General features: G+C 72.8%; 20 protein-coding genes. 5 read left to right on the top strand and 15 right to left on the bottom strand.

What is annotated here, in order from left to right:
- Positions 1 to 661, bottom strand: a 661-nt coding sequence (locus ABD944_RS39985; protein ID WP_345186874.1) for a maltotransferase domain-containing protein, incomplete at its 3' end; no start/stop codon positions are given.
- 230 nt (positions 662 to 891) lie between these two features.
- On the opposite strand from ABD944_RS39985, the gene ABD944_RS39980 reads away from it, so the two are divergent.
- The gene (locus tag ABD944_RS39980) at positions 892 to 1,692 is read left to right on the top strand and encodes an SAM-dependent methyltransferase (RefSeq protein WP_345186871.1); all 801 of its coding nucleotides are present in this window, start codon (positions 892 to 894) and stop codon (positions 1,690 to 1,692) included.
- A 54-nt stretch (positions 1,693 to 1,746) separates the two neighbouring features.
- On the opposite strand, the gene ABD944_RS39975 is transcribed toward ABD944_RS39980, so the two are convergent.
- From ABD944_RS39975 to ABD944_RS39950, 6 genes are read right to left on the bottom strand one after another with little or no spacing between them, the layout of a single operon-like run.
- Positions 1,747 to 2,490, bottom strand: coding sequence for a copper homeostasis protein CutC (locus ABD944_RS39975; RefSeq protein ID WP_345186868.1), 744 nt, complete (start codon positions 2,488 to 2,490; stop codon positions 1,747 to 1,749).
- On the bottom strand, positions 2,487 to 3,428 hold the full coding sequence (locus ABD944_RS39970) for an asparaginase (RefSeq protein WP_345186864.1): 942 nt from the start codon (positions 3,426 to 3,428) through the stop codon (positions 2,487 to 2,489). Before ABD944_RS39970 ends, ABD944_RS39975 begins: the two co-directional genes overlap by 4 nt.
- An 8-nt stretch (positions 3,429 to 3,436) precedes the next feature.
- Positions 3,437 to 4,279, bottom strand: coding sequence for an amino acid ABC transporter permease (locus tag ABD944_RS39965; RefSeq protein ID WP_345186861.1), 843 nt, complete (start codon positions 4,277 to 4,279; stop codon positions 3,437 to 3,439).
- Positions 4,276 to 4,920, bottom strand: a complete 645-nt coding sequence (locus tag ABD944_RS39960) for an amino acid ABC transporter permease (protein WP_345186857.1) — start codon at positions 4,918 to 4,920, stop codon at positions 4,276 to 4,278. The genes ABD944_RS39965 and ABD944_RS39960 overlap by 4 nt, the downstream gene beginning before the upstream one ends.
- 19 nt (positions 4,921 to 4,939) lie before the next feature.
- Positions 4,940 to 5,875: a glutamate ABC transporter substrate-binding protein gene (locus ABD944_RS39955; RefSeq protein WP_345186855.1), complete on the bottom strand. Its 936-nt coding sequence runs from the start codon at positions 5,873 to 5,875 to the stop codon at positions 4,940 to 4,942.
- Positions 5,876 to 5,927: 52 nt separating this feature from the next.
- A complete protein-coding gene (locus ABD944_RS39950) occupies positions 5,928 to 6,656 on the bottom strand; it encodes an amino acid ABC transporter ATP-binding protein (RefSeq protein ID WP_345186853.1) in 729 nt (242 codons plus the stop codon).
- A 116-nt stretch (positions 6,657 to 6,772) separates the two neighbouring features.
- Between ABD944_RS39950 and ABD944_RS39945 the strand changes: the two genes are divergently transcribed.
- Complete coding sequence (locus tag ABD944_RS39945; protein WP_345186851.1) at positions 6,773 to 7,930, top strand: ROK family protein; 1,158 nt, start codon at positions 6,773 to 6,775, stop codon at positions 7,928 to 7,930.
- A 4-nt stretch (positions 7,931 to 7,934) separates the two neighbouring features.
- Here the strand turns inward: ABD944_RS39945 and ABD944_RS39940 are convergent, their stop codons facing one another.
- Positions 7,935 to 8,297 (bottom strand): STAS domain-containing protein, encoded by a 363-nt coding sequence (locus ABD944_RS39940; RefSeq protein ID WP_345186848.1) that lies wholly within the window; start codon positions 8,295 to 8,297, stop codon positions 7,935 to 7,937.
- Positions 8,298 to 8,701: 404 nt separating this feature from the next.
- Here ABD944_RS39940 and ABD944_RS39935 point away from each other — a divergent pair, with 404 nt between their 5' ends.
- Positions 8,702 to 8,977, top strand: a complete 276-nt coding sequence (locus ABD944_RS39935) for a sulfurtransferase TusA family protein (protein WP_345186846.1) — start codon at positions 8,702 to 8,704, stop codon at positions 8,975 to 8,977.
- 9 nt (positions 8,978 to 8,986) lie between these two features.
- Here ABD944_RS39935 and ABD944_RS39930 read toward each other — a convergent pair whose 3' ends face one another.
- Complete coding sequence (locus ABD944_RS39930; RefSeq protein WP_345186842.1) at positions 8,987 to 9,619, bottom strand: FMN-binding negative transcriptional regulator; 633 nt, start codon at positions 9,617 to 9,619, stop codon at positions 8,987 to 8,989.
- Positions 9,620 to 9,671: 52 nt separating this feature from the next.
- On the opposite strand from ABD944_RS39930, the gene ABD944_RS39925 reads away from it, so the two are divergent.
- Complete coding sequence (locus ABD944_RS39925) at positions 9,672 to 10,625, top strand: DNA polymerase domain-containing protein (RefSeq protein WP_345186840.1); 954 nt, start codon at positions 9,672 to 9,674, stop codon at positions 10,623 to 10,625.
- A gap of 7 nt (positions 10,626 to 10,632) precedes the next feature.
- Here the strand turns inward: ABD944_RS39925 and ABD944_RS39920 are convergent, their stop codons facing one another.
- The 6 genes from ABD944_RS39920 to ABD944_RS39895 all read right to left on the bottom strand — a co-directional run bounded on the left by ABD944_RS39920 (position 10,633) and on the right by ABD944_RS39895 (position 15,481).
- Positions 10,633 to 11,862: a cytochrome P450 family protein gene (locus ABD944_RS39920; protein ID WP_345186838.1), complete on the bottom strand. Its 1,230-nt coding sequence runs from the start codon at positions 11,860 to 11,862 to the stop codon at positions 10,633 to 10,635.
- Between the two features lie 153 nt (positions 11,863 to 12,015).
- On the bottom strand, positions 12,016 to 12,288 hold the full coding sequence (locus tag ABD944_RS39915) for a DUF6295 family protein (protein ID WP_345186836.1): 273 nt from the start codon (positions 12,286 to 12,288) through the stop codon (positions 12,016 to 12,018).
- A 12-nt stretch (positions 12,289 to 12,300) separates the two neighbouring features.
- Complete coding sequence (locus ABD944_RS39910) at positions 12,301 to 13,044, bottom strand: dienelactone hydrolase family protein (RefSeq protein ID WP_345186834.1); 744 nt, start codon at positions 13,042 to 13,044, stop codon at positions 12,301 to 12,303.
- A 92-nt stretch (positions 13,045 to 13,136) separates the two neighbouring features.
- Entirely contained in the window at positions 13,137 to 13,967 is an 831-nt protein-coding gene (locus tag ABD944_RS39905; RefSeq protein ID WP_345186877.1) for an undecaprenyl-diphosphate phosphatase, read from the bottom strand.
- A gap of 151 nt (positions 13,968 to 14,118) precedes the next feature.
- Entirely contained in the window at positions 14,119 to 14,985 is an 867-nt protein-coding gene (locus ABD944_RS39900; protein ID WP_345186832.1) for an LLM class flavin-dependent oxidoreductase, read from the bottom strand.
- A 43-nt stretch (positions 14,986 to 15,028) separates the two neighbouring features.
- Positions 15,029 to 15,481, bottom strand: coding sequence for a MarR family winged helix-turn-helix transcriptional regulator (locus ABD944_RS39895; protein ID WP_345186828.1), 453 nt, complete (start codon positions 15,479 to 15,481; stop codon positions 15,029 to 15,031).
- Positions 15,482 to 15,638: 157 nt separating this feature from the next.
- Between ABD944_RS39895 and ABD944_RS39890 the strand changes: the two genes are divergently transcribed.
- Positions 15,639 to 17,090 carry an MFS transporter gene (locus ABD944_RS39890; protein WP_345186826.1) on the top strand — a complete coding sequence of 484 codons (1,452 nt, stop codon included), beginning with the start codon at positions 15,639 to 15,641 and terminating at the stop codon, positions 17,088 to 17,090.
- Positions 17,091 to 17,102 lie beyond the last annotated feature (12 nt).

Here is a 17,102-nt window from a genome sequence, read left to right as displayed (position 1 = left end):
GCCCCAGGGGGTCGAAGGTGGCGCCTTCGGAGCGGGGGAAGAACTCGTACCAGGCCCCGTACAGGGCTCGTTGCCGGTGCACCACCAGCGGATACCAGTCACTGACCGTCAACAGATCCCGCAACGGGTACTGCTCCAACACGTTCAGCACGGTCGGATCCGCGGTGGCGGAGAGACGATCCAGGGCGTCCTCGTCCTCGTCCGCCAGGAGCCGGGCGACGCGGGTCAGGACGCGGCGGTCCTTCGACGGCACCTCGCGCGCCGCCCTCGTGAACAACGCGGCGCCCTCGGCGAACATGAGCTCGGCGTCCTGGCCGCGCGGAACCTTGATCTGCGCGTCGTGGCGCCAGTGCGCGATCGGATCGCCCCAGGCCTCCACCCGGAACGACCACGACCCCATCTCCGTCGGCGTCACCCGCGCCGACCACCGGTCCAGCCCGACCCCGACCTCGCTCATCCGCTGCGGCGGCAACTCCTCGCCGTCCGGCGTCCGCAGCACCACCGCCGCGCCCAGCCGCTCGTGCCCCTCCCGGAACACCGTCGCCGACACCTCGACGGTCTCGCCCACCACCGCCTTCGCCGGCCACCGGCCGCACCCCACCACCGGCGCCACGTCGTCGATCGGGATGCGGCCGAGCTCCGCCTCCAGCTTCACCTGCATGTGCCCCGCTCCCGCTCGTCATGCCGTCCCGGCCCGGTCCGTGGTGCCGTCCGGTACCGGTCGCAGACATCCATGCCCCGTCCGCAACTCCCCGGCATCCCTGGAGCCACAAGATCAAGTAAAGAACCGCCCGACCGCGGTGCGCCCGTGCGGTGCGGGGCGGACCGGTGGCCGGGCGGCTCGTCGCGGCGCTAGGTTGGGCGGAAACCGAAGATCGTGGAGGTGCCGCCGTGGCCGAGGGACCGGAGATCGACACGAACGTGCCGCATTCGGCGCGGGTCTGGAACCATCTGCTCGGCGGGAAGGACAACTACGAGGTCGACCAGCGGGCCGCCGAGCGGTTCCGGGCCGTGTTCCCGCAGATCGTCGACATCGCCCTCGCCGACCGCGCGTTCCTCGGCAGGTCCGTCCGCCACCTCGCGGGCGAGGCCGGCGTCCGCCAGTTCCTCGACATCGGCACCGGCCTGCCGACCATGGACAACACCCACGAGGTCGCGCAGCGCGCGGCGCCGGACGCGCGCATCGTCTACGTGGACAACGATCCCCTGGTGCTGACCCACGCGCGGGCTCTGCTCAGCAGCAGCCCCGAGGGCGCCTGCCACTACATCCACGCCGACCTGCGCGAACCGGATGACATCCTGGCGAAGGCCGCCGCGACGCTCGACTTCGGAAGGCCGGTGGCGATCATGCTGCTGGGCATCATGCACTTCGTCCACGACGACGGCGAGGCCCGCCACGTCCTCGACGTGCTGCTGGACGCCGTGCCGTCCGGAAGCCACCTGGTGATGACGCACGCCACCCTGGACTTCGACGCGGGGGAGACCGCCCAGGCCGAGGCGCAGCAGGACTGGAACGAGAGGTCGGCCAATCCGATGGTGCCGCGCACGCGCGCGGCCGTCACCCGCTTCTTCGACGGCCTCGAACTCCTGGACCCCGGAGTCGTCTCCATGTCCAGGTGGCGTCCCGAGCACACTCCCTGGGGCGAGCCCGCCGAGGTGGCCGGTTACGCCGCCGTCGCCCGCAAGCCCTGACCCTTCCCGCGCGGGGGAGGCGGACGGTGCCCGCGGGCGTCGGCGGACGGCGCGCTAGCCGGCGGCGCGGATGACCGAGGCGATGCCGCCGGACGTCGTGACGAGGCGCTGGTACTCCGGCCTGCGCAGCTCCCCGCCCATGAACGGGTACGGGTTGCGGTGCACGGCCGGGCTCGGCTCCTCGCTGAGCGCGGCGAAGTGGATCTCGCGGGCGCCGGTCTCCGCCACGACCCGCGCGACGTTCCGGTCGGTGACGCCACCGCCGGGCATCACGATGACGCGGTCCCCGGCGTGCCGCACCAGCTCGGCGATCAGCGGCGCGCCCTCCAGCGCGGTCGCGTCCTGCCCGGACGTCAGGACGCGGGCCACGCCGAGCCCGGCGAGGACGTCCAGCGTGCCGAACGGGTCGGCGGCCATGTCGAAGGCGCGGTGGAAGGTGACGGGCAGCCCGCCCGCCGCCGCCATGAGCCGCTCGACGACCGGGCGGTCGACCGTCCCCTCCGGGGTGAGCGCGCCGATCACCACGCCGTGCGCGCCGGCCTCCCGGACGAGCGCGACGTCGTGCTCCATCGCCGCGACCTCGTGCTCGTCGAAGATGAAGTCGCCGCCGCGCGGGCGGATGATGACGTGCACCCTGATCGACGACACGGCGGCGAGCGCGGCGCGGACGGTGCCCAGGGTCGGGGTGAGCCCCCCGTCGAACAGCGCCGCGCACAGCTCGACGCGGTGGGCGCCCGCCTTCTCGGCGGCGACGGCCCCCGCGACGCTGTCGATGCAGATCTCGTAGGTGAGGCTCACGGACGTCCTTCCGGAATGGTGCGGATCTCGCCCACCGGGCGCCCGCCGCCGAGGACGGGGACGGCGCCCAGCGGGTCGGCCTGGGTGGTGTCGGCGCCGAGCGCGGCGAGCGCGCGCAGCGCGATGGCGGTGGTGGCGCGGGGGCTGCCGTCGATGACCTTCACCGCGACGGCGCGGCCCTCGGCGGTGGCGGCGACGAGCACGCCCTCCGCGCCGCCCTTGGCGACCGAGCCGGGCAGCGCCCGCATGAGCTCGGTGTTGACGTGCCCGGTTCCGCCCACGTACTCGGGGTGGGCGCGCATGGCGTCCGCGACCGGGCGGGCGTCCTCGGTCAGGACGAGGGACCGCGCGGCGCGGGCGAGGCCGGTCAGGGTGAGGCCGAACAGCGGCGCGCCGCACCCGTCGATCGCGACGGGGGAGGGGTCCTCCCCGGCGCAGTCGGCCATCACCTGCCGCACCAGCTGCTGCAGGGGGTGCGACGGGTCGAGGTAGGTGTCGAGCGGCCAGCCGTTGGCGGCGCACGCGGCGAGCATGGCGGCGTGCTTGCCGGAGCAGTTCATCCGCACCCGCGACTCGCCCTCGCCCGCCCTGACGAGCGCGTTCCTGGTCGCCTCGTCCTCGGGCCAGGACGGCGGGCACCGCAGTGCCTCCACGCCGAGGCCCGCGTCCGCGAGGATCCCCTCGACGGCCTTGACGTGGAAGTCCTCGCCGGTGTGGCTGCCCGCCGCGATCGCGAGGCGCTCCCCGCGCAGCGCCGCGCCCGCCTTCAGGCAGGCGAGCGCCTGGAACGGCTTGGTCGTGGAGCGCGGCAGGACCGTCTCCTCGACGGCGCCCCGCGCGTGGGCGAGGGAGCCGTCCGGGGCGAGCCCGGCGACGCTGCCGTAGTGGCGGCTCTCGGCGAAGCCGTTGCGCACGACCTCGGCCAGTGCTTCGTACATGTCGATCCTCACGGTCGCGCCGCCGGGGCGGCCTCGCGGACGGCGCGGGACGGACGGGTCCGCTGCCGCGCCTCCAGCGTCCGCGCGAGCTTGGCCAGCGACGCGTTGATCACCAGGTAGACCAGCGCGATCACCAGGTAGGTCTGGATGAGCAGGTGGTTGTAGTTCGCCAGCACCTTCCCGCTGTAGAGCAGTTCGGCGTAGCTGACGACGTAGCCGAGCGAGGTGTCCTTCAGCAGCCCGGCGGACTGGCTGACCAGCGACGGCAGGACGCGCCGGGCCGCCTGCGGCAGCACGACCAGCCGCATCGCGCGCCCCCGGGTCAGGCCGAGCGCGAGCCCCGCCTCCAGCTGCCCGCGCTCCACCGACCGGATCCCGGCCCGGAAGATCTCGGCGAACGCGGCGGCGTTGGACACCGACAGCGGGACGACGAGCTTCCAGAACAGCGGGAGGTCGAGGCCGTACTTCGGCAGCGCGAACAGCACGACGTAGACCAGCAGCAGCGCCGGGACCGTCCGGACGATCTCGACGTAGGCCGCGGACGGGACGCGCAGCCACCGCGCCGGCGACAGCCGCCCGAGCGCGAGCGCGACCCCGGCCGCCATGGCGAGGGCGATCGAGACGACCGCGGCGTAGAGCGTGGAGCGCAGTCCCTCCAGCAGGTACCGCCACATCGGCCACGTCCCGTACGGGCGCCACCGGTCGGCGGCGAGCTGGCCGTTCTCGCCGAACTGGCGCAGCGCGAGCGCGACCAGGACGGCACCGCCGAGCAGGGTCAGCGCGGTGGCGATCCGGATGCGGCGCCGGGCGCGCGGGCCCGGCTCGTCGAACAGCAGGCGCGGGGAGCTCATCGCAGGATCGCCAGCTTCCGTTCCAGGCCGCCGGTCACCAGCCCGAAGACCGCCGACAGCGCCATGTAGGCCAGGCCCGCCGTCACGAAGATCCAGATCGGCTGAGCCTCGGCGAGGTTGACCCGGTTCGCGGCGGCGGTCAGCTCGACCACGCCGACCGCGGCGGCCAGCGCCGTGTTCATCAGCGTCATGATCGCGATGTTGCCGAGCGGCTGGACGACCGTCCGCAGCGCCTGCGGCAGGACGACCAGCCGCAGCGACTGGACGAACGTCAGCCCGAGCGCGCGGGCGGCCTCGCCCTGCCCGGCCGGCACCGCGTTGATCCCGGAGCGGATCGCCTCGGCCGTGTACGCCCCCTGGTAGAGGGCGATCACGACGACCGAGGTGGTGAACAGCCCGGCGATCACCCCGATCTCGGGCAGCCCGAACACGGCGATGACGAGCCACACCAGCAGCGGGATGTTCTGCAGCACCTCGACGTAGGCCATCCCGGCGGCGCGCAGCACGCGCACCGGGCTGACCCGCATCGCGGCGACCGCGGTCCCGGTCACGAGGGCTCCGGCGAGGGCCAGCAGCGTCAGCTCGACGGTGAGCAGCAGGCCGTCGCCGAACTCCCCGAGGTGGTCGGTGATGACGTTCATGACAGGGCGGGGCCTCCGCTCACTCCGAGCCCGGGGCCGAGCCGATCGCGGGCGGCTGCGGCGCCTCGCCCTGCACGACCGTCCCGATCGAGTTCTTCCAGACCTTCGCCCACAGGCCCGACTGCTGGATCTGCTTGAGCCAGTCGTTGACGAACTGCTTCATCTGCGCGTCGCCGTGCTTGAGGCCGATGCCGTACGGGTCGCTGGTGAACGGCTTGCCCTGGATCTGGATCGACGGGTCCTGCTTGGCGGTCGCGAGCAGCACGGCCTCGTCCTGGACGTAGGCGTCGCCGCGGCCCTGCTTGAGGGCCTGCACGCACTCGGGGTCGCTGCCGAACGTGACGATCTTCGCGCCGGGGGCGGCCTTCTTGATGGCCGGGATCGCCGGGGTGTTGGCGCCCGCGATGACGGTCTTGCCCTTGAGGTCGGCCGGGGTCTTGATGCCCGTCTCGTCCTTCTTGGTGGCGATGACCAGGCCGGAGCTGTAGTACGGCCCGGCGAACGCGACCTGCTTGGCGCGCTCCGGAGTGATGCTGTAGGTCTGGAACACCACGTCCACGGTGCCGTTGGACAGCAGCGCCTCGCGGGTCTCCGACGCCGAGTTGACGATCTTCACGTTGGGCTTGCCGATGATGTACTTGGCGAGCAGCCGGCCGAAGTCGGCGTCCAGCCCCTCGACCTTCTTGGTCGCCGGGTTCTGCTGGGAGAGCAGGGGCGCGTCCAGCGAGCCGCCCACCACCAGCTCGCCGCGCTGCTTGATCTTCTCCATGGTCGAGCCGGCGGGCAGGCTCGCGGCGACCGGGGCCGAGGCCGCCAGGTCGTCGCCCTTGCCGCCGCCGGAGCCGGGCACCGCGGAGTCGGAGTCGCCGCCGGAGCAGGCCGCCAGGCCCGTCAGCGACAGCGCGGCCACCGCGGCCACCGCCGCCCGCCGCATCCCCGCAGGGGTACGCACCATGATCATCAACCTTTCTCGGGTGGCGCGCCATGGGCGGCGCGCCGGGGTCGCACTAGTGGCTGAGGACCTTGGCCAGGAAGTCCCGGGCCCGGTCGCTGGCGGGGGAGTCGAAGAAGGCGGCCGGCGTCGCGGTCTCCACGACCTCGCCGTCCGCCATGAACACGACGCGGTCGGCGACCCGGCGGGCGAAGCCCATCTCGTGGGTGACGACCACCATCGTCATGCCGTCGCGGGCGAGGCCCGTCATCACGTCGAGGACCTCGCCGACCATCTCCGGGTCGAGCGCCGAGGTCGGCTCGTCGAACAGCATCGCCTTCGGCCGCATGGCGAGCGCGCGGGCGATCGCGGCGCGCTGCTGCTGGCCGCCGGACAGCTGCGCGGGCAGCTTGCCCGCCTGCTCGCCGATGCCGACCCGGTCGAGCAGCTCGCGCGCGGTCCGCTCGGCCTCGGCGCGCGAGACGCCGCGTACCCGGGTGGGCGCGAGCGTCAGGTTCTCCAGGACGGTCTTGTGCTGGAACAGGTTGAACGACTGGAAGACCATGCCGACGTCCGCGCGGAGGCGGGCGAGGGCGCGGCCCTCCGCGGGCAGCTCCTCGCCGTCGATGCGGATGACGCCCGCGTCCGGTGTCTCCAGCCGGTTCAGGCACCGGCACAGCGTCGACTTGCCCGACCCGGACGGGCCGATCACCACGACGACCTCGCCGCGGGCCACGTCCAGGTCGACCTCGCGCAGGGCGGTGTGGTCGCCGAAGCGCTTGTACAGGCCGCGAACCTCGATCATTCGGTCACCTACGTCCCAACTTCCTTCGATATCGAAGTCAAAGAGGACGATAGAGCGTCAAATCGACGTAAGTCAACGCGTTGCCGTATCAAGTTCGCGCATGCTATCTATCTGGGGTGCGTAACAGCAGAGACGACGGACCGGCGGCACTCGTGCGGCTGGTGGCGACCGGCCAGGCGGAGTCGCGGGCCGAGCTCGCCCGGCTCTCCGGCCTCGCCGCCTCCAGCGTCTCGCTGCGGGTCGAGCAGCTCATCGAGGCCGGCCTGTTCGCAGAGGAAGGCGCCGGGGCCTCGCGCGGGGGCCGGCGGCCCCGCCGCCTTCGGCTCGCCCGCGCGGCGGGCGTGTACCTGGTCGCCGACCTCGGTGCGCACCACGCCCGCCTCGCGGTCGCCGACCTCGCGGGTACGCCCCTCGCATTGTCCGACCTCGCGTGCGACATCGCCCTCGGGCCCGAGGAGACGCTGGCGGCGGTCCTGCGCAGCCTGCACGCCCTCGCCCGCGAGCACGGCCTCGGGGACGTCCCCGTCCGCGGCGTCGGGATCGGGCTGCCCGGTCCGGTCGACCCGGCGACGGGCCAGGTCGTCTCGCCCTCGCGCATGCCCGGCTGGAACGACTTCCCCGTCCGCGACTACGTGGCCGGCGGCGCCGGCGTCCCGGCCCTGGTCGAGAACGACGCCAACCTCATGGCCGTCGGCGAGCACCGCGGGTCATGGCCGTCCCTCGACAACGTGATGGTCATCAAACTCGGCAGCGGCATCGGCTGCGGCGTCATCGTCGACGGGCGGCTGCACCGGGGGCGCGGCGCGGCGGGCGACATCAGCCACGTCCGGATCCTGTCCGAGGCCACCGTCGACTGCTCCTGCGGCCACCCCGACTGCCTGGAGGCCCACGCCAGCGGCGCCGCCCTCGCCGCGTCCCTCGCCGCCCAGGGCATCGAGGCCGACAACCCGTCCCGGATCGTCGACCTCGTCGCCGACGGCGTCCCCCAGGCGACCAGCGCGGTGCGCACGGCCGGGCGCCTCATCGGCGACGTGCTGACCGCGCTCGTGAACTTCTTCAACCCCGACGCGCTCGTCATCGGCGGCAGCCTGTCCAACGCCGAGCCGCTCGTCGCGACGATCCGGGGCGTCATCTACGAGCGCTGCCTGCCGCTCGCCACCCGCAACCTGGAGATCGCGACCTCCCGCGCGGGCCGCGACGCCAGCATCCTCGGCGCGGGCCACCTGCTCCTCGGCGTCGCGGACGAGTGGATCGACCGCGCCCTGGAGCGCTGAGGCGCTACCCGCTCGCGGACGCCGAGAGCGCCTCGCGGGCCGTCGCCACGTCCGGGGCGATGGCGACGCGGCGCTGCAGCCCCGCCACCTCCGACACCCGGCGGACGATCCCGCGCGGCGGCAGCACCACCCACATGGGCACGCCCAGCTCGGTCGCCCGCATCTGCGACCGCGTGATCACGTTCAGCCCGTTGGAGTCGCAGAACGTGCAGCCGGTCAGGTCGAGGATCAGGGCGGGCGTCCCGGAGTCCAGAAGCCGGACGGCCTGCGCCAGGACCGCCTCGCCGTTGCTGAGGTCGACCTCGTCCGGGAACGTCAGCGTCCCGCAGGTCTCCGTGCGCTCCACTCGTCCCACTCCGAGATCCATGACTCGCCCCAAAGCCGATTTCCTCACCTGGATGACAACGGGGGGTACTTCACTGCGACTGTAAGCTCCAAAGCTGGACGAAACCTGAAAGAAAGAGTCAAGTCTAGGACCTCCCTCATCCATATCGCCGACGAACCCGTTCGCTAGCGATTGATCCTGTTTTGTCGCCTTGGAGGACGCGCGCCCCGACGCCGTCCCGCCGCACCGGACACGAACTTGACGCTCAGATCCCGGTCCCGGATGACCCGCGCGGAAATCTTTGATCAAAGCGTGCCCGTCGGCGCCAGGGAGGGCCCGAACCCGGCGGTGCGTACGGGCTCGCCCGGTCTGACCACCACCCTTGTCACACCAAAGCCCTATATTTCCCCCTACGCCGGAAAGCCTCGTGGACCCCGGAGGTGGGAATGAGCTCGGACCCGGTCGTCATCGACGGCGGCGACCGTTCCTGCGTGCGCCTCCTGCTCGAACTGCGCGGCCGCATCGCGGACCTGGCGCCCGGAACCGTCGTCCACCTCATCGCCGCCGACCCGGCGGCCCCCATCGACCTGCCGGCCTGGTGCCATCTGACCGGCCACGACTACCTGGGCCCCGTGGACGGCGCCCCGACCCCCACCTACGCGCTCCGGGTGGCGGCCGACGCCCGCCCCACCTCCGCCGAGTCTCCCTGGCGCCCCCGCTGACCCGCCGCGCTACCCCTCGCCTCGCGCCTTCGCCGCTTCCACCGCGTCCGCCATGGTCGTGTCGCCCTGGGCGCGGTAACCCGCGACGACGCCCGCGATGTCGGCCTCGGGGCGGTTCTGGCTCATCTTCGCCTTGGCCTCGACGCGCGTGACGCGCAGTTCCAGCCCCACGATCGCGCGCAGCTGACCGGCGACGAACGCGGGCGGGGCGTCGTCGACCGTCCAGGACGGGGCGCGGCCCCGCTCGTGGCGCTCGGTCAGGCGGCGGACCATCGACTCCACCCACGCCGGGTCGTCGTGCACGACGAGGCGGCCGTAGACGTGGGCGGTGAGATAGTTCCACGTCGGCACGACCCGTCCGTGCTCGGCCTTGGACGCGTACCAGGACGGCGACACGTACGCGTCCGGCCCGTGGACGATGAGCAGCGACTCCCCGGCGGCGGGCTCGCGCCACTGGTCGTTGTTGCGCGCCACATGCGCCAGCATCGCGCCGTGCTCGCCCACCGACGGGTCGTACAGGACGGGCAGGTACGTCGCGACCAGCCCCCGCGGGGAGGCGGTGACGAGGTCGGCGGCCCCGCACCCGGCCAGCAGCTCCCTGACCTCGGCGTCGCCCGCCGAGAAATGCGCCGGTACGTACATGGGGGCGACGCTACCCCACGGCGTTGTCGGCCCCGCGTGCGAAGCTGGAGGGGTGAGCGCCGATGAAGAGCGTGACGGGGTTCGGCTGACGAACCTCGACCAGCCCCTGTTCGAGGGGGCGGACGCGACGAAACGCGACCTGGTCGACTACCTGGACGCCGTCGCCGGATGCCTGGTCCCGCAGCTCGAAGGCCGGCCGCTGTCGGTCAAGCGCGTGCTGCGCGGCCAGAAGCCGTTCATGCAGAAGAACACGCCGAAGTACACGCCGTCCTGGGTGCGGACGGTGGCGGTGTGGGCGGCGACCTCGCAGCGGGAGGTGTCCTACGCGCTGTGCGACGACCGCCGCACCCTGCTGTGGTTCGCGAACCAGCGCGCCGTCGAGTACCACCCGCCCCTCGTGCGCGCCGAGACATGGGACAGGCCCACCCACCTGGTGCTCGACATCGACCCGCCCGGCCCGGACGCGTTCGGCGACGCGGTCGCCGCCGCCCACCTCGTGCGCCGCGCGATGGCCGACTCGGGCCTGCGGGGCGCCGTCAAGACGAGCGGCGCCAAGGGCGTCCACGTGTTCGCCCCCCTCGACGGCGCCACGCGCGTCGAGGACGTCGCCGCCGCGACGCGCGCCCTGGCCGTCCGCGCCGAGCGGCTCGACCCCGGCCTGGTCACGACGGCGTTCATCCGCGAGGACCGCGGCGGCAAGGTGTTCCTCGACTCGACCCGCGCGGGCGGCGCGACCGTCGTCGCCGCCTACAGCCCGCGGATCCGGCCGGGAACGCCGGTCTCGTTCCCGGTCGCCTGGGACGACCTCGACCGGGTGGCGCCCTCGGACTTCACGATCCGCACGGCCGCCGCCCTGCTCGCGGGCCGCGACGTCTGGACCGGCCTCATGCCGGAGCCGCAGCCGGTCCCCGCCGACCTCGTCGAGCAGGGCCACACGATCCCGATCGCCCGGGTCCAGGCGATGCACGAGGGCAAGCGCCGGGCCCGGGCGCGCCGCGAGGGGTAGCGGGGGCTCAGGAGCCGAGCACGACCGGAAGGGTCCGGTGGCCGTTGGAGATGAACGACTCGACCGGCCGCAGCTCGGCGGGGTCGACGGCCAGCGCCAGGTCCGGGAAGCGTCCGAAGAGCGCCGGCAGCGCGATCTCGGCCTCCAGCCGCGCGAGGTGGGAGCCGACGCAGTAGTGCACGCCGTGCCCGAACGAGATGTGCTCCTTGTTCGCCCGCCTGACGTCGAACAGGTCGGCGTCGTCGCCGTGCAGGGCGAGGTCGCGTCCCGCGGCGGCGTAGGCGACGAGGATCGCCTCGCCCTTCCCGATCGTCACGCCGTCGACGTCGATGTCCTCCACGGCGTAGCGCAGCGGCAGGTTCGCGACCGGCGCCTGCCAGCGCAGCGCCTCCTCGATGACCTCCGCCCACGGCACCTCGCCGGACCGGACGAGCGCGCGCTGCTCCGGGTGCGTCAGCAGCGCCGTGATCGCCTGGTCGAGCAGGTTCACCGTCGTCTCGTGCCCGGCGGAGATCATCAGGATCAGCGTGTCGACCAGCTCCTGCTCGCTCAGCCGCGAGCCGTCCTCGTCGCGGGAGGAGATGAGCTCCCCGGCCAGGTCGTCGGCGGGCTCGCGGCGCCGGAACGCCACGAAGTCCTGCAGGATGCCGTACATCTCGGTCTGGTTGGCGAAGGCCTCCTCGGAGGTCAGCGCCGTGTTGAAGACGCCGTCCACGCAGCGGCGCAGCGCGGGGCGGGTCTCGTCGGGGACGCCGAACAGCCGGCAGATCACCTCGATGGGCAGCGGGTAGGCGAACGCCTCGCGCAGGTCGGCGCGGCCGCCGGGGGCGGCGGCCAGGCCGTCCAGCAGCGACCGGGTGATCTCCTCCACGTCCGGCCGCAGCGCCTCGGTGCGGCGCGGGGTGAACGCCCGGGAGATGATCGTGCGGAGCCGCCGGTGGTCGTCGCCGTAGGCGGTGAACATGTTCCGCACCGAGACCCACAGGCTCAGCGGCCAGTCCTCCGCGATCTCGCCGTCGATCCATTTCGTCCAGTGCAGGTTCGGGTCCTTGGACACCCGCGGGTCGGCCAGCAACCGCTTGAGCTGCTCCTGGCCGGTCACCGCCCAGGCGACGACGCCGCCGGGCAGCTCCACGGGGGTCACCGGCCCCCGCGCCCGCAGTTTCGCGGCCTCTCCCTGGACGTCGCTGCCGGCCGGGTCGATGACGAGCGGGATCTCCATTGAGGTCCTCTCCAAGCGGGATATGGAACATGTCCGTAACGACATGCATGCGATGAGCGACGGAGCCAACGTAAGGGTTCGTGGCGCCATGCCGCCAATTCACCTGGAAACGGACACGTCTCGCCTGTTTCGGCCTTTCCTTAAAATGTCGCTTGGTGAATCCCTATCTCAGCCGGCGGCCGAGGCGAGGCCGGGAGGGGCGGCGGCGAGGGCCGCCTGGATGGCCTCGATCAGCGCCAGCGCCGACTCCTCCGTCAGCTCGACCGCGACGCGCGCGGACGGCCCCTCCCCGGCGTTGGTGAAGTCGATGTTCACGGTGTGCTCGTGGCAGGCGTGGTACGGGTGGTCGACGTAGACCGCGCCGCCGGTCACCGTGAACCAGCCGTTCGCTCCTTTCGCCGCGCCGTCCAGTTCCATCTTCACCGTCTGGTAGGTGCACATGAGGGTCTCCTTTCAGGCGCCCAGGTGGCGGTCGAAGAAGGCGAAGATCTTCCCCCAGCCGTCCTTGGCGGCGGCGGGACGGAAGGCGGGCCGCTCGACGGCGAAGAACGCGTGCCCCGCGCCGGGATAGGTGTGGAACTCGTGCTCCTTGCCGAGCCTGGTCAGCTCGGCGTCCAGCGCGGCGACCTCCTCGGGCGCGGGGAACCGGTCCTCCTCGCCGAACAGGCCGAGCAGCGGGCACGACAGGCCGGGCGCCTTGGAGACGATCGACCGGGCGGAGGTCGGGTAGTCCTCGGGCGGGTCGTCGACGACGAAGGCGCCGTAGCAGTCGACGGCCGCGTCGAGGTCCAGCTCGCAGGCGGCCAGGAACGCGTGCCGCCCGCCCGAGCAGTGCCCGATCACGCCGACGCGGCCGTTGGCGTGGTCGAGCGAGTTCAGATGCGCGGCGGCCCCGGCGACGTCCCCGACGAGCTGCTCGTCCGGGACGCCGCCCTTGGCGCGGGCGGCGGCGGCCTGGTCGTCCGGGCTCGCGCCCGCGCCCTCGCGCGAGTACAGGTTCGGGGCGATGGCGGCGTATCCGTGCGCGGCGAACGTGCGGACGAACTCCTTGGTGCCGGGGTCGTAGCCGGGCATGTGGTGGATCACCACGACGCCGCCGCGCGGGGCGTCGCCCAGCGGCCGCGCCAGGTACGCCTCCAGCTCGTCCTTCCCGTGCCCGGTGATGGAGACCGTTCCGGCCCACATCGCGTCGTTCATGCTCGGCGCTCCGTTTCTCAGCGGGGTGTGCGCGCACGCGGTGCTCCCACCGGCGTGCGGACCGTGACAGTCTTCCGCATACCCCGCGAGGCTCAGGCGTTCAACGTTCCCGCGCCGAGGAGGCCGAACAGCAGGAGGCCGACGACGATGCGGTAGACCACGAACGAGGTGAAGCTGTGCCGGGCCACGAACCGCAGCAGCCAGGCGATGGAGGCGTAGGCCACGACGAACGACACCGCCGTGCCCACCGCGAGCGGCAGGACGCCGGCGCCCGAGCCGAGCGCGGACGGCAGCTCGTAGATGCCGGCGCCGGTCAGCGCGGGGATGCCCAGGAAGAACGACAGGCGGGTCGCGGCGACCCGGTCGAGGCCGAGCATGAGCCCGGTCGACATCGTCGCGCCCGAGCGGGAGAAGCCGGGGAACAGCAGGGCGAGGATCTGCGAGGAGCCGATCAGCATCGCGTCGGTGAGGGACGTGTCGTCCTCGCCGCGCTTGTGCGTGCCGAGCCGGTCCGCGGCGAACATCACGGCGCTGCCGCCGATCAGGGACCCGGCGACCACCCACAGCGAGGCGAGCGGGCCTTCGATGAGGGGCTTGGCGGCGACCCCGACGATCACGACCGGGATGGTGGCGTAGATGACCCACCAGGCGAACTTGTAGTCGTGGTGGTAGCGCTCGGACGGCCGGGCGATCCCGACGCCCCACGCCTTGACGATCCGGACGATGTCGGAGAAGAAGTACACCAGCACCGCCGCGATCGCGCCGACCTGGATCACCGCGGTGAACCCGACCACGGACTTGTCGTCCACCGGGATGTTCATCAGACCCTCGGTGATCTTCAAGTGCCCGGTCGAGGAGACCGGGAGGAACTCGGTCAGGCCCTCCACGATCCCGAGGACGATCGCCTGCCCGACATTGATCACGCTCAAGGGCCCGGTTCCTCTCCGACCTGCGCTGGTTTCGCGCCGAGCCTACTGCCGTGCCGTGACCGGGTCCCGCGATGAGAGCGATAACTTCACTGATCGTTAACCGGGTGGACGGGCCCCGGCCATGCCCGGTCCCCGATCTCCTGGACTACCCGGCGGCCTCCGGGGCGGCGACCGCCGCCCCGTGCACGGCGGCGACCGCCGCGAGATCGCGCCAGGCGTCGCCCGGGCGCAGGGTCTCGTCCGGATCGCCGTTGAAGGGGTCGAGGAGGACCGTGCCCGAGCCGAGCAGCCGCAACTGCTCGAGGTCGCCGGCGACCTGCTCCACGGTCCCCTCGCCGGCGAGCCGGTCGGGGCCGGTGACGGGGGAGGACGTCACCCGCAGGGCGATGCGGGGCTCCAGGGCGGGCACCGGACGTCCCTGCTCGTCCGCGACGGCCTTCAGCCGCTCCAGCGCGCCGCGGAGCCAGGGGAGGGTGAAACGCAGAGGGTGCCAGGCGTCGCCGATTCGCACGGCCCGCCGGAGCGCGGCGTCGCTGTTGCCGCCGATCCAGAGGGGGATGCGCCCCGCGCGGTAGTCGCCCTCGTCCTCCCACGCGGCGCGGATCGCCCGCAGATGCTCGTCGGTGAGGGCGCCGCGCCGGGTGAAGGGCACGCCGAGCGCCGCGAACTCCTCGCGGGCCCAGCCGACTCCCACGCCGAGGACGAGCCGCCCGCCGCTCAGGTCGTTGAGGTTGGCGGCCATGCGGGCGACGAGCAGCGGATGCCGGTACGGGACAACCAGCACGGTGGTGCCGAGCCGCACCCGCTCGGTCACGCCGGCCAGCCAGGAGAGCGTGGTGAACGGCTCGTAGAACGGGGCCGGGTACTGCGCGGCGACGTCGCCCGTGACCGCGACGTGGTCGGAGACCATCAGCAGGTCGAAGCCGAGGCCCTCGACCGTCCGCGCCCACTGCCGCAGGACGCCCGGGTCGGTGCCGGGGCCGAAATTGGGGACGTTCACACCGAGGCGCATCGCCCCAGGGTAACGGCGCGGCCGGGGCTTGCCGACACTCCGGCTAGGGGCGGGGCCAGGGACTTCCGGCGAGGCGCTCGATGTCGGTGTTGAAGCGCTGGAGGAAGGAGGCGAAGGCCTCGACCTCCTCCGCCGTCCAGTCCGCCATGATCTTGTCGATCCCGGCGACGATCTGGCCGCGCTCGCTGTCGAGGCGGCGCTCGCCCTCGGCGGTGATGCGGAACTTGCGGGCGATGCCGCCGGCCGGGTCGGGGATGCGCTCGACGAGGCCGTCGCGCAGCATGGCCGAGGTCTGCCGGTTCAGCGTCGAGGGGTCCAGGTCGAACGCCTCGCTGAGCTGCCGGATCGACATCGGGCCGTCGATGCGGATGCGGCTGAGCAGGATGTAGGCGCTGCGCTCCAGCAGGCCGCCCTCGCGCCGGGAGCGGCGGGTGGCCAGGCTGTGCCGCCCGAGCAGCATGGTCTCGTACTCGATCAGATCCGTGGGCTTGTGCATGCCGGTCCTTCTCCCGGACGCGCTCCGCCCGGGTCGCTCCTGCCTCGATGCTCGCCCCCCATGCCTACCACAGGGATATGCACCGTACATAAGTTGTGCATCGACCATAACGTATGTATGGTGCACAAGTTCCTCGACCCGACAGAAGGGATGTCACGTGGACGAGTCCGCGCCCGCCGTCCGACCCGGCGGGATCGTCGGCGTTCTCGCCGTGGGCGGCATCGTCGCCGCGTTCATGCAGACCCTCGTGGTGCCGCTGATCGCCCAGCTGCCGCGGCTGCTGGACACCACGCCCTCCAACGCGACCTGGGTGGTCACCTCGACGCTGCTGGCCTCCGCGGTCGCCATGCCGATGATCGGACGGCTCGGCGACCTGTACGGCAAGCGCCGGATGCTGCTGGTCTGCATGGTGCCCCTGATCAGCGGGTCGGTGATCTGCGCGCTGTCCGGCTCGCTGATCCCGATGGTCGTCGGGCGAGGCATGCAGGGGGTCGGCATGGGCATGATCCCGCTCGGCATCAGCGCGCTGCGCGACCTGCTGCCGCCCGAGCGGCTGGGGTCCTCGATCGCGCTGCTGAGCTCGTCGATGGGGATCGGCGGGGCGTTCGGGCTGCCGCTCGCGGCCCTGATCGCCGAGAACACGAGCTGGCGGGTGCTGTTCTGGGGCTCGGCCGCGCTGAGCGCGCTCGTCGCCACGCTGATCTACCTGCTGGTGCCGGCCACGCCCGTCCAGGCCCGGGGCCGCTTCGACACCGTGGGCGCGGTCGGTCTCGGCGCCGGCCTCGTGTGCCTGCTGCTCGGCGTCTCCAAGGGCGCCGACTGGGGGTGGGCGAGCGGCACGACCATCGGCCTTTTCGCCGCCACGGTCGTCGTCCTGCTGGCGTGGGGCTGGTGGGAGCTGCGGAGCCGCGACCCGCTGGTCGACCTGCGCGTCACCGCGCGCCCCCAGGTGCTGCTCACCAACGCCGCCTCGGTCGTGATCGGGTTCTCGATGTACGCGCAGGCGCTGATCGTGCCGCAGCTGCTGCAGCTGCCGAAGGAGACCGGGTACGGGCTCGGCCAGTCGATGGTCGCCGCGGGCCTGTGGATGGTGCCGTCCGGCCTGCTGATGATGGCGGTCTCCCCGCTCGGCGCGCGGCTGTCGGCCGCCCGCGGGCCCAAGGTCACCCTGGTCGCCGGAAGCCTGGTGATCGCGCTCGGGTACGGGTCGTCCACGCTGCTCATCGGCGCCGCGTGGGGACTGATGATCGTCACGGCGATCTGCGGCATGGGCGTCGGCCTCGCCTACGGCGCGATGCCCGCCCTCATCATGGGCGCGGTGCCGCGGTCGGAGACCGCCTCGGCCAACAGCTTCAACACGCTGATGCGCTCGGTCGGCACCTCGGTGTCGGCGGCCGTGGTCGGGGTCGTGCTGTCCCAGCTGACCATCGACCTCGGCGGGCACGTGCTGCCGTCCGAGGACGGCTTCCGGGCCGGTCTGCTGATCGGCTGCGGCGTGGCGCTGCTCGCCGGGATCGTCGCGCTGGCCATCCCCGGGCGCGGGCGTCCGGTCACCGCCGCGGGCGGGCAGGCCGCCCCGGCCGAGGAGCGCGCCGCGTTCAGGGCCTGACGCCCGCCGGCG

It is taken from the genome of Actinomadura verrucosospora, from assembly GCF_039540335.1.
In the GTDB taxonomy this organism is placed as follows: domain Bacteria; phylum Actinomycetota; class Actinomycetes; order Streptosporangiales; family Streptosporangiaceae; genus Spirillospora; species Spirillospora verrucosospora.
The sequence above is the reverse complement of the archived record's forward strand: the minus strand, read 5'-3'. Positions and strand labels throughout refer to the sequence as shown.

Coding starts and splice junctions, on each gene's coding strand:
- ABD944_RS39970 (WP_345186864.1), bottom strand. CDS start 3,428: ATGTACGAAGCACTGGCCGAGGTCGTGCGCAACGGCTTCGCCGAGAGC.
- ABD944_RS39965 (WP_345186861.1), bottom strand. CDS start 4,279: ATGAGCTCCCCGCGCCTGCTGTTCGACGAGCCGGGCCCGCGCGCCCGG.
- ABD944_RS39960 (WP_345186857.1), bottom strand. CDS start 4,920: ATGAACGTCATCACCGACCACCTCGGGGAGTTCGGCGACGGCCTGCTG.
- ABD944_RS39955 (WP_345186855.1), bottom strand. CDS start 5,875: ATGGTGCGTACCCCTGCGGGGATGCGGCGGGCGGCGGTGGCCGCGGTG.
- ABD944_RS39950 (WP_345186853.1), bottom strand. CDS start 6,656: ATGATCGAGGTTCGCGGCCTGTACAAGCGCTTCGGCGACCACACCGCC.
- ABD944_RS39940 (WP_345186848.1), bottom strand. CDS start 8,297: ATGGATCTCGGAGTGGGACGAGTGGAGCGCACGGAGACCTGCGGGACG.
- ABD944_RS39935 (WP_345186846.1), top strand. CDS start 8,702: ATGAGCTCGGACCCGGTCGTCATCGACGGCGGCGACCGTTCCTGCGTG.
- ABD944_RS39930 (WP_345186842.1), bottom strand. CDS start 9,619: ATGTACGTACCGGCGCATTTCTCGGCGGGCGACGCCGAGGTCAGGGAG.
- ABD944_RS39915 (WP_345186836.1), bottom strand. CDS start 12,288: ATGTGCACCTACCAGACGGTGAAGATGGAACTGGACGGCGCGGCGAAA.
- ABD944_RS39910 (WP_345186834.1), bottom strand. CDS start 13,044: ATGAACGACGCGATGTGGGCCGGAACGGTCTCCATCACCGGGCACGGG.
- ABD944_RS39900 (WP_345186832.1), bottom strand. CDS start 14,985: ATGCGCCTCGGTGTGAACGTCCCCAATTTCGGCCCCGGCACCGACCCG.
- ABD944_RS39895 (WP_345186828.1), bottom strand. CDS start 15,481: ATGCACAAGCCCACGGATCTGATCGAGTACGAGACCATGCTGCTCGGG.